Origin of the sequence: Nocardia sp. NPDC059691 (assembly GCF_042733915.1) — a bacterium.
GTDB lineage: Bacteria > Actinomycetota > Actinomycetes > Mycobacteriales > Mycobacteriaceae > Nocardia > Nocardia sichangensis.
On record NZ_JBHWFB010000007.1, the window covers coordinates 238,638 to 249,673 of the forward strand.

Genomic DNA, 11,036 nt, shown 5'->3' on the forward strand with positions numbered 1-11,036 from the left:
GTCATGGAGGACGAGATGACGACGCGACGTCAGACGCTCGAGGTGGGGTCGCGATTCGGGCCGTATCGCCTGGATCGCCTGATCGGTCGTGGCGGCATGGGGGAAGTGTTCGAGGCCTATGACACCGTCAAGGATCGCGTCATCGCGCTGAAGGTGTTGCCGGAGCGGTTACACGACGACCCGGTGTTCCGGGAGCGATTCCGGCGCGAATCGCACGTCGCGGCGCGGCTGCAGGAACCGCACATCATCCCGATCCACGACTACGGCGAGATCGACGGCCGGCTCTACATCGACATGCGCTTGGTCGGCGGCGACAGCTTGCGCGCGCTGCTGAAGGCGCAGGGGTCGCTGGAGCCGGAGCGGGCGGTCGCGATCATCCGGCAGATCGCCGCAGCGCTGGACGCCGCGCACGCCGACGGCCTGGTGCACCGCGACATCAAACCGGACAACATCCTGCTCACCCCCGACGGCTTCGCCTATCTCGTGGACTTCGGGATCGCGCAGTCGGCGACCGGGGAAAGTCTCACCGGCACCGGCTCGGCGATCGGGTCGTTCCACTACATGGCGCCCGAGCGGTTCCACTCTCGCACGGTCACCCCCGCCGCCGACATCTATGCCCTGACCTGCGTGCTGTACGAGTGCCTGACCGGTTCGCGGCCGTACCCCCGCGACACCGAAGCGCAGATCATCTCCGCGCACCTGTTCGAGCCGCCGCCGCAGCCGCACTCGCACCGTCCCGGCCTGCCCCTCCGGCTGGACGACGTCGTCGCGCGCGGCATGGCCAAAGATCCGCAGGCGCGGTACGGCACCGCGGGTGATCTGGGGGCGGCGGCGCAGGCGGCGGTCGTAGCGGGCCCGGCTACGGGCCCGGCGGAGTCGCTCGAGACCGCGGACGCGCCTGCCGGTGCGGGTAGTCCGGAGGACCGGTCGGAGGCGGCGGACCGCGGTCACCGCCCGAGGCGGCCACACCGCCGTCGGTTGTTGCGTGCGCTCGCCCTGCTGGGCGTCGTGCTGCTCGCCGCCACGCTCGGCTTCCTGGGCTGGGAGCTGTTCCGGCCGACCCCCGGCACCGCCGTGCCCGACGCGAGCGCGCCGAACGGCGCGGACGTCGAACTGCTCTCGCTGGTCGGCCCCTCCGGCTACAAACGCGCGAATTGTGTGCACGAGACCCCCGACGCTCCCACGGTCGCCGTCGTGTTCTGCGCCGCGAATCCGGCGGCGAGCGACCCCGTGGCGCGATTCCTGCGGTTTCGCACCGTCGACCAACTGCGCGGCTACACCTCGTCGTTGCTGACCGCGCTGCACGGACACAACTGCCCGGGAGACCCGCAGGGACCGGACGGTCCGATGCTGCGCGACGGCGTGGAAGTCGGCCGCAAGTCGTGTTTCGAGAGCAAGATGGACGATCCCGCCGCGCCGCGCCCCGCGCTGCTGCTCACGGACGAGCGGGCTTCGGCGGCCGCGGTGTACATCTGGAACCCCGACGAGCAGCCGTACCGCGACTATGCCGCCGTGCGTAACCGCCTCGGGTTCCGCACCTCCGACGTCGCCCGCGATCCCGACTATTTCACGCGGGCCGATCATGCGGTGCTGAACCATCTGGCCGGAGATTTCGGGCCGGCCAACTGCCGCCACGCCGACCCGCCGCCCGGTCCGGTGGCCGCGGCGCTGGCCTGCGGGACGAAGGCCGGATTTCCGGCCGCGGAGTTCTTCGGCCTCTCGAACCCGGAGTCCGCGACGTCACTGTACGAGGCCGACCGCGCGCAGTTCTCCGGCCATGTCTGCGGTCGCGGCGACCAGGGTGACGATGTCTGGCGACAGGACGGCAAAGTCCTCGGCCGCTATTTCTGCTATCCGAACACCGACGCGGCGCTCGGCCCGAGCTGTCTGCTGGTGATCCATCAGCAGTACGCGGTCATCGGGAATTTCTGCACGCTGCGCGCCGATCACCCGGAACCGGGGCCGAAAAGCGAAGCCGACCTGACGGCGTGGTTCCACCAGTATTTCGGCTAGTGCCCCGGCCCGCGCCGCGGTGGCAGCGCGGTTGCGCCACACCGAGTTTCCGTCTTTCGAGTTGCCCTCCGGCGGGGTTTCGGGGAAGCTGGATGGTCACGGGCGCGAGTAGCACACCCTCTCGTCCCTTCGGCGGCAGTTCACCGATCGGCCACGGTTTCGGTGTCGTTCGTCCGATCCCGGTTCATCCTCGGTTACTTGGTGGCGCTACCGTTTCCGGTACGCGGAAAAAGGAGCCGGCGGCATGGAGTTCCGACATCTGGTTTCGTTCATCACGATTGCCGAAGAGCTGCATTTCGGCCGCGCAGCGCAGCGCTTGCATCTCACGCAGCCCAGTCTCAGTGCCCAGCTGCAGAAGCTGGAGAAATCGCTCGGCGTGCAACTGGTCGCACGCAACTCGCACGAGGTCAAGCTGACCCCGGCGGGCCGGGAGTTCGAGAGTCAGGCCCGGCTCATCGTGGCGCAGATGGACCGCGCGGCCCAGGCCGCGAAGGCGACCGCCGAAGGGCGGGCGGGCGCCCTCAACATCGGATACAACCTTCCGGCCAGCAGACACGTGCTGCCGGAGGCGCTCACCAGGATGACGGAGCGACATCCCGACATCGTGGTGTCGCTGTGGGAGAAGCGCACCGGCCCGCAGCTGGCGGCGCTCTCCGACGGGTCGCTGGACCTCGCCCTCGTCTACGGCCATCCCAGTACGACCGACTTCCGGTACCGGCGGCTGCTGCACCGGGTGCCACTGGTCGCCGTGGTCGGGCGCAGGCATCGGTGGGCCGACCGGCCCGGCGTTCCCTTCGCCGAACTCGAGGGCCAGGAATGTGTGCTCTTCGCCAGGGAACAGTGTCCGGCCATGTACGACTCGATCTTCCGGGCGGCGGCGGATTCCAGGATCTCCCTCGCGGTGGCGCAGACCGCCGACGACCCGGGTGCGACGGCGCACATGGTCTCGGTGCGCCCGCTGGTGGGGTTCGCCTCGCTGCCGCGGGCGATTTCGATGGGCATGGGCGGCCCTGGAACGGCTTCGGTCGCGGTGAAACTGTTCGATCCGGTGCCGACGCTCGATTTGTACGCGGTGTGGCGTGCGGACGAGCCGAATCCGGCGGTCGGCTTTTTCCTGGATTGCATCGATTCTCCGGAACCGGCGCAAATCGATATTGCCCGTGCGGTATCGGCCTGACCACGTCGATAGGTGATGACATTCGCGCGGTAGGAACCGCGATGTCGGCGGCGCGGTAATTCCGTGCCGCCGACCAGAATTCGACATTGTGAACACAGTGTCTGTCATCGCAGTGTCGGTCGGTGAGAATGGTTTCGATCTGCCGGACTCGGCGAGTTTGTACTCGGTGATTTCCGGCGCGGCTGCCGATCACCCGGACCGGCTTTCGCTGTGCGACGCCGACGGAACGCGGCTCACCAGCGCCGAGGTGGACCACAGGGCCCGTGCCCTGGCCTCGGCTCTGGCCGAGCGCGGCGTCGCGGCGGGTGATCGGGTCGCGGTGCTCGGCCGCACGAATCTGGCCTGGGTGCTGCTGGATTGCGCGCTGCTGGCCCTTGGCGCGGTGGTGGTGCCGGTCTACCCCACCTCGTCGCCGAGCCAGATCGAGCACATCCTGAGCGACAGCGGGAGCGCGTATTTCGCCGCCGAGAGCGCCGAGGACGCCGAGCGGCTGCGCGCGGCCGGGGCGGGCGAGGTCTGGGTCTTCGAGCAGATCGCGGACTGGGCCACCGGCGCGATCGCTCCGGGGCTGGCCGCGCGCATCGCCGCGGTCCGGCCCGACGACCTGGCGATGATCGTGTACACCAGCGGCACCACCGGCGTGTCGAAGGGCTGCCTGATCACCCATCGCAACATGTTCGTGTCCTCGTCGAACACCGTGCGCCGCACCGGTGCCATGTTCGACGGGACCACCGTGCTGGCCCTGCCGCTGTCGCACGTCTTCGGCCAGACCATCCTGTTCGCCTGCCTGTTCGGCGGCAGCCGCACGCATCTGCTGCCCGGCATTCCGGACCTGGTGCCCACGTTGCCCGCCGTGCGGCCGACGTTCCTCGCGATGATTCCCTACGGCTTGGAGAAGATTCGGAAGTATTGCCGCAGCCTGCTCACCGAAACCGAGGAGCGGGAGGCGGTGGAGCGCGGTCTCGACCTGATGCGGGCGCGAGCCACGCCGGAGCCGTCGACGCACCCGGTGGCGGCAGCGCTCGGCGGTGGGCTGCGCTACGTCGTCTCCGGCGGCGCCTCGCTGGACGATTCGACGGTCGGGTTCTACGCGGCCTTCGGCGTGGAGTTGCTCAACTGCTACGGCCTCACCGAAGCCGCCACCGCCGTGACGGTGAGCGCCCCCGGGGCCAACCGGCTCGGCACGGTCGGCAGGCCGATTCCGGGGACCTCGGTGGCCATCGCCGCGGACGACGGCGAGGTGCTGGTCGGCGGACCGCACGTGTCGCCGGGGTACTGGGGCGCGGCGGCGAGCCAGTCGCCGGTGGACCCGGAGGGCTGGCTGCACACCGGCGACCTCGGAGCACTCGACGACGACGGATTCCTGCGGATCACCGGGCGTAAGAAGGAGATCCTGGTGACCTCCGGCGGCAAGAACGTGGCGCCCACGCCGCTGGAAGACCGGATCCGGCTGCATCCGCTGGTGTCCAACTGCATGGTGCTCGGCGACGGCCGCGATTTCGTGACCGCCCTGGTGACTCTGGATCAGGCGCAGGTGCGGCGCTGGCGCGCCACCGAGCCGGACGGCGATCTCACCGCCTCCGTGCAATCGGCGGTCGACGACGCGAATTCGCTCGTCTCGCGCGCGGAATCGATTCGGGCATTTCGGATCGTGGAGGGAGATTTCACCGTCGAGGACGGATTGTCGACTTCGTCACGAAAACTGCGCCGCGCCGCGATCGCCGAAGCCTACGCGGCGGATATCGAACTGCTGTATTCCGCGCCACGGCCCGCACGATAGCCGCGGCCGATCGGCCGATGAATCAGGGCCCGGCGCGGTGGTCGAGCGCCAGGCACGGCCACAGACTCGAATCGGAATTCGACTACCGGAAAGTGATGCGAAACATGTACGACGTCATCGTTGTCGGAACCCGGGTCGCGGGCGCCCCGCTGGCCATGTTGCTGGCCAGGAAGGGCTACCGGGTGCTCGCCGTCGACCGCGCGAGTTTCCCCAGCGACACCCCCTCGACCCACTACATCCACCAGGCCGGGCTCGGCTTCCTGAAGTCGTGGGGCCTGCTGGACGAGGTCGTCGCCACCGGCGTTCCGGCGATCCGCCACCTGAACTTCTCCTACACCGACATCGTCATCAAAGGCTTCGCCGATACCGCCGCCGACGGCATCGACGCCGTCTACTGCCCGCGCCGCACGGTGCTGGACAAGATCCTGGTCGAGGCCGCGGCCAACTCCGGCGTCGAGGTGATCCAGGGCTTCACCGTCTCCGGACTGGTCTTCGACGGTGACCGCGTGGCCGGCATCCGCGGGGCGATCGGCGACGGCGCCGAGCAAGAGTTCCGCGCCACACTGGTGGTCGGCGCCGACGGCTCGAACTCGCTGGTGGCCAGGGCCGTCGGCGCACAGGAGTACGAGGGCTCGCCCGCGGCGTGCTTCGTCTACTACTCCTACTACGAGGGCGTCGACTGGGGGATGCAGCACCGCACCGGATTCGGCGAGCAGCAGTTCGCGTCCTGGCCGACCAACGACGATCTGGCCTTGGTCGCGGTCATGCGCAAGCGGGACCGGTTCCGCGAGTTCCGCGCCGACCCCGACGCCGGCGTGCAGGAGATCGTCGACCAGGTCGACCCGGAGATCGGCGCTCGCCTGCGCGACACCGGCAAGCGGGTGGAGCAGTTCCGCCCGATGCTGTACCCGGACAACTACCGCCGCGCGTCGCACGGCCCCGGCTGGGCGTTGGTCGGCGACGCCGCCTACCACAAGGATCCGTTCACCGGCTGGGGCATCACCGACGCGTTCAAGTACGCGCAGTTGCTCGCCGACCACGTGGACGAAGGCCTGTCCGGTGCGCGTCCGATGGACGAGGCGCTGGCGGAGTATCAGCGCGAGCGCGACGCGCAGAGCGCCAGCACCTACGAACTGACGCTGAGCATCTCGGAGCTGTCGCTGACCCCGTACTACGACTCGGTGTTCCGCGCGACGTCGCTGGACGCGGACTACACCAAGCACTTCTTCGGGCTGATCGCGGGAATCTACTCGCCGGACAAGTACTTCGGCGAGCAGGAGTTGGCCGCACTGTACGAGAAGGTGGACTTCCCGGCGGCGGCCAGGCACGTCAGCAAGGACGGAGTGACCGCATGAGCGCGCCCGTGCTGACCGCGCTGGGTGACAGCTTCGTCGAAGGGCGCGGCGACACCGCGCCCGGGGGCGGCTACCGTGGCTGGGTTCCGCGTCTCGGCGGCCAGCTCGGGCTGCGGCCCGCGGCGGTGCGCAATCTCGGCGAGCACGGCGCGACGACCACCGTCGTGCTGGAACGTCAACTGCGCGTGGCGCTTTCGGGCCGTTCCGGCCTGTTCGGTGTCGTGGTCGGCGTGAACGACCTGGTGAGCGATTTCGCCGAAGACCGCTTCGCCCGCAACCTCGCCGAGCTGTTCGGCGGCCTGCGGGCAGGCGGCGCGACCGTGTTCACGGCCAGCTACCCGGACATCCCGGCCCGGCTGCCCGTGCCCGACGGCTTCCGCGCGCTGCTGCGCGAGCGGTTCGCCTTCGCCAACGCGGTGCTCGCGGACGTCACCGCCGACACCGGCACGCTGCTGCTGGACATCGCCACCCAACCCGAATGGGAGCGGCCGGAGATGTGGACCGCCGACGGTCTGCACCCCAGTTCGCTGGGCCACCACCGGTTCGCCGCGAGCGTCGCCGAACTCGTCGCGTCGCGCACCGCGACGACCGTGGCCGCCTGACCATCCACCCGGTTCGAGAGGAATTTCCGTGACAGACGACAGACGCCTGGCGCGCAACCCGATCGCCATCGTCGGGATGTCCGGGCTGCTGCCCAACGCCCACAATCATCGAGAGTACTGGCAGAACATCGTCGACGGCGTCGACTGCACCACCGAGGTCCCCGGGTCGCGCTGGAGCCTCGACGACTACTTCGATCCCGACCCCGCGACGCCGGACAAGACCTACTCGCGCCGGGGCGCGTTCCTGCCCGACATCGAATTCGACCCGTTGGAATTCGGGCTGCCGCCCAACCAGCTCGAAGTGACCAGCACCATGCAGACGCTCAGCCTCGGCGTCGCGCGTGACCTGCTGCGCGACGCGGGCGCGGTGGACTCCGCCTGGTACGACGCCGGCCGCACCGGCGTGGTCCTCGGCACCACCGGCCCGGTGCCGCTGATGCACCCGCTGGCCGCGCGGCTGTCCACGCCGGTGCTGAAGGAGGCGGCGCGCTCGGTCGGTCTGTCCGACGCGGACGCCGACGCCATCGCCGATCGGTTCGTCGCGGCTTTCGCGCCGTGGGAGGCGAATTCGTTCCCCGGCCTGCTGGCCAACATCACCGCGGGCCGGGTGGCCAACCGGCTCGGTCTCGGCGGCATCAACTGCACCGTGGACGCGGCGTGCGCGGCCTCGCTGGCCGCCTTGCGCACCGCCATCGCCGAACTGCAGGACGGCCGCGCGGACATGATGATCACCGGTGGCGTGGACACCGAGAACACCATCTTCATCTACCTGTGCTTCAGCAAGGTCGGGGCGCTGTCGTCCAGCGGGCAGATCAGTCCCTTCTCCGCCGACGCCAACGGCACGCTGCTCGGCGAGGGCATCACCATGCTCGCGCTGCGCAGACTGGAGGACGCGCGCCGCGACGGCAACCGGATCTACGCCATCATCCGCGGACTCGGCTCCTCCAGCGACGGCCGCGCCAAGAGCATCTACGCCCCGCGCGCGGGCGGCCAGCGCGTCGCGCTGGACCGGGCCTACGCCGACGCCGAGATCTCGCCCGCCGATGTCGCGCTCATCGAAGCGCACGCCACCGGCACGCCCGTCGGCGACAAGACCGAGCTCACCGCGCTGAAGGAGCTGCTGACCGACGCGACGCCGGAGCGGGCCTTCGCCGCCCTCGGCAGCGTGAAGTCGCAGATCGGGCACACCAAGGGCGCCGCGGGCACCGCCAGCGTGATGAAACTGGCGCTGGCGCTGCACCAGAAGGTGCTGCCCGGCACCATCAACGTCTCGGCGCCCAACGCCGAGATCGCCGCCGTCGACGCGCCGTACTACGTGAACACCCGCACGCGTCCGTGGATCCGTGACCCGCAGCGCCCGGTGCGCCGCGCGGCTGCTTCGGCATTCGGCTTCGGCGGCACCAACTTCCACGTCGTGCTCGAGGAGGCGGACGCCGACCGCGCCGCGCACCCGGTGCTGCACCGCACCGCCCGCGCGCACCTGTGGCACGCGCCCGACGTGTCCGGACTGATCGATGCGGTGCGCAGCGTCGCGCCGTCCGACGGGGGCGAGATCCCGGAGGATCACGCGCGCATCGGGTTCGTCTCGGTGGACGAGGAGAACGCCGCGCATCTGCGCTCGCTCGCGGTGGACGAACTGGTCCGCAACCCCGACGCCGCCGACTGGGAGCACCCCGAGGGCGTGTACTTCCGCGCCGCCGCACTGCCGGATCGCAAGGCGGGCGCGCTGTTCGCCGGGCAGGGCAGCCAGTACGTCGACATGGGGCTGGACGCGGCGGTGAACAATCCCGCGGTCGGCGCGGCGTTCGACGCGGCCAACGAGGCGTTCGCGGGCGCGCCGGTGCGGTTGTCGTCGGTGGTCTTCCCGCCGCCCGCGTTCGATGACGACGTGGCGGCGGAGCAGGAAAGCGTCTTGCGCCGAACGGAATTCGCGCAGCCCGCGATCGGCGCGCTGTCCGCAGGGCAGTTCACGGCGCTGTCGGACTACGGCTTCCACGCCGACGGGTACCTCGGGCACAGCTTCGGTGAGCTGACCGCGCTGTGGGCCTCGGGTGCGCTCAGCACGGCCGATTTCTTCGCGCTGGCTCGCGCTCGCGGCGTGGCCATGACGCCCGAGCCGGGTGTCGAGGCGGGCACCATGGTGGCGCTCGGTGCGTCCCGGCAGACCGCCGAGGAACTGCTCGACGGTGTCGAGGACGTCTGGATCTGCAATCACAACGCGCCCGACCAGGTCGTGGTCGGCGGCGGTGCGGAGGGGATCGCGGCCGTCGTCGCGCGCTGCGGCGCGCGTGGCGTGGCGACCCGTGCGCTGCCGGTGTCCGGTGCGTTCCACACGCCCTATGTCGCTCACGCCACTACGGCGTTCGCCGCCGCGATCACCGAGGTGCACATCGGCGCGCCGGACGCTCCGGTCTTCGCCAACACGCCGGACGCCCGCTACGGCGACGACGTGGCGGCCAACCGGGCCGTGCTGACCGAACAGCTCGGCAAGCCGGTCGAATTCGTGGCCGCGCTCACCGCGATGCGCGACGCGGGCTGCACCGTGTTCGTGGAGTTCGGGCCGAAGCAGGTGCTGACCTCGCTGGTGCGGCGCACCCTCGGCGACGACGTGGTCGTCATCGCGACCGACTCCGGCCCGATCGGCAACAGCGATCTCGCGCTGACCCGCGCGGCGGTGCGCCTGGCCGTGCTCGGGTTCGGCCTGCACGGCATCAACCGCCACACCGCGCCGGAGCCGGAGGCGGCGGTCACCGGTCGCGCCATGACGGTGACAATGTCGGCGCCGGAATACGTGCCCGACACCCGGCGCAAGTCCTACGCCGCCGCGCTCGACGCCGAATACCGGCTCAGCGTGCTCGCGGCGGCTCCCGCTCCGGTCGACAGCGTGGTCGATCACCAGCCCGCCGAGCAGCGGGCCGTGCCCCCCGCTTCCACCGCAGCAACGGAGACACCCGTGTACCCCACACCGCAGCCCGCCGACACCGGTTCGGACGCGCTGGAGAGCGCGCTCGTCCAGCACCTGCACACGCACCGCCAGTTCCTGGACGGCCAGCTGGACATGGCCCGCGATCTGGCCGGCGCGCTCGACGACGGCAGGCTCGACGCCGCCACCGTCCGCGCCATCGAAGCGGTCAAGGAACACGGTGTCGCGATCAGCCACAGCCACGCGCGGGCCAGCGAGGTGCTCGCCCAGCTGGTCGAGCTGGAGAGCGGCTTCGCACCGGTATCGCGGTCATCGACGCAGGTCACGCGCCCCGCGCCCGCCCCGCGCGCGGCGATCGAGCCCGCGCCGGTACGACGGCCGCTGGCCACCGCCATGGTCGTGGACGAACACCGCGCTCCCGCCCCGGAACCCGTCGCGGCGCCGGCTCCGGCGACGAACGGGCACGCTGCTCCCGCCGACCAGGTGACCGGCGACACGTTGCGCAGCGCGCTGCGCGAGGTGGTCGCGGAGAAGACGGGCTATCCGGTGGAGATGGTGGATCCGTCGATGGATCTGGAAGCCGATCTGGGTGTGGATTCGATCAAGCGGGTGCAGGTGATCGGCGCTCTGCAGGAACGTTTCCCGCAACTGCCGAACCTCGGCCCCGAGCAGTTGGGCACGGTGCGAACGCTGGACCAGATCGTCGAGCTGCTCGGCGCCACCGGCGCGCCGACCCCGGCCGCGCCGTCGGCGACATCGAACGGCGCCGCTCACGTGGTCACCGACGACCAGGTCTCGGGTGCGGCGTTGCGGCGCGCGCTGCGTGAGGTGGTCGCGGAGAAGACCGGTTATCCGGTGGAGATGGTGGATCCGTCGATGGATCTGGAAGCCGATCTGGGTGTGGACTCGATCAAGCGGGTGCAGGTGATCGGCGCTCTGCAGGAACGCTTTCCGCAGTTGCCGAGTCTGGGTCCGGAGCAGTTGGGCACGCTTCGCACGCTGGATCAGATCGCCGAGCTGCTCGGCGCGCAGGACGCCGGATCGTCGGCGAACGGCGCGGTCGCCCCGGCCGACGCTGAGGTGACGGACGAGGCGTTGCGGCGCGCGCTGCGTGAGGTGGTCGCGGAGAAGACCGGTTATCCGGTGGAGATGGTGGATCCGTCGATGGATCTGGAAGCCGATCTGG

At 70.3% G+C, this 11,036-nt stretch carries 6 protein-coding genes; all 6 read left to right on the forward strand.

Annotation, left to right across the window (positions count from 1 at the left end; translation table 11 throughout):
• Nucleotides 1-15 precede the first annotated feature (15 nt).
• Nucleotides 16-2,013 (forward strand): serine/threonine-protein kinase, encoded by a 1,998-nt coding sequence (locus ACFV2O_RS17890; protein ID WP_379252742.1) that lies wholly within the window; start codon nucleotides 16-18, stop codon nucleotides 2,011-2,013.
• Nucleotides 2,014-2,257: 244 nt separating this feature from the next.
• The gene (locus ACFV2O_RS17895) at nucleotides 2,258-3,190 is read left to right on the forward strand and encodes a LysR family transcriptional regulator (protein WP_379252743.1); all 933 of its coding nucleotides are present in this window, start codon (nucleotides 2,258-2,260) and stop codon (nucleotides 3,188-3,190) included.
• A 97-nt stretch (nucleotides 3,191-3,287) separates the two neighbouring features.
• The gene (locus ACFV2O_RS17900; protein ID WP_379252744.1) at nucleotides 3,288-4,970 is read left to right on the forward strand and encodes an AMP-dependent synthetase/ligase; all 1,683 of its coding nucleotides are present in this window, start codon (nucleotides 3,288-3,290) and stop codon (nucleotides 4,968-4,970) included.
• Between the two features lie 95 nt (nucleotides 4,971-5,065).
• Complete coding sequence (locus ACFV2O_RS17905; protein ID WP_379252745.1) at nucleotides 5,066-6,325, forward strand: NAD(P)/FAD-dependent oxidoreductase; 1,260 nt, start codon at nucleotides 5,066-5,068, stop codon at nucleotides 6,323-6,325.
• Complete coding sequence (locus ACFV2O_RS17910; protein ID WP_379252746.1) at nucleotides 6,322-6,927, forward strand: SGNH/GDSL hydrolase family protein; 606 nt, start codon at nucleotides 6,322-6,324, stop codon at nucleotides 6,925-6,927. Before ACFV2O_RS17905 ends, ACFV2O_RS17910 begins: the two co-directional genes overlap by 4 nt.
• A gap of 28 nt (nucleotides 6,928-6,955) precedes the next feature.
• Nucleotides 6,956-11,036 (forward strand): beta-ketoacyl synthase N-terminal-like domain-containing protein (locus ACFV2O_RS17915; protein WP_379252747.1); only part of this gene is annotated, 4,081 nt, incomplete at its 3' end.

Bases quoted from the DNA above. Each gene is read 5' to 3' on its own strand.
- ACFV2O_RS17890 (WP_379252742.1), top strand. From the start codon at position 16: ATGACGACGCGACGTCAGACGCTCGAGGTGGGGTCGCGATTCGGGCCG.
- ACFV2O_RS17895 (WP_379252743.1), top strand. From the start codon at position 2,258: ATGGAGTTCCGACATCTGGTTTCGTTCATCACGATTGCCGAAGAGCTG.
- ACFV2O_RS17905 (WP_379252745.1), top strand. From the start codon at position 5,066: ATGCGAAACATGTACGACGTCATCGTTGTCGGAACCCGGGTCGCGGGC.
- ACFV2O_RS17910 (WP_379252746.1), top strand. From the start codon at position 6,322: ATGAGCGCGCCCGTGCTGACCGCGCTGGGTGACAGCTTCGTCGAAGGG.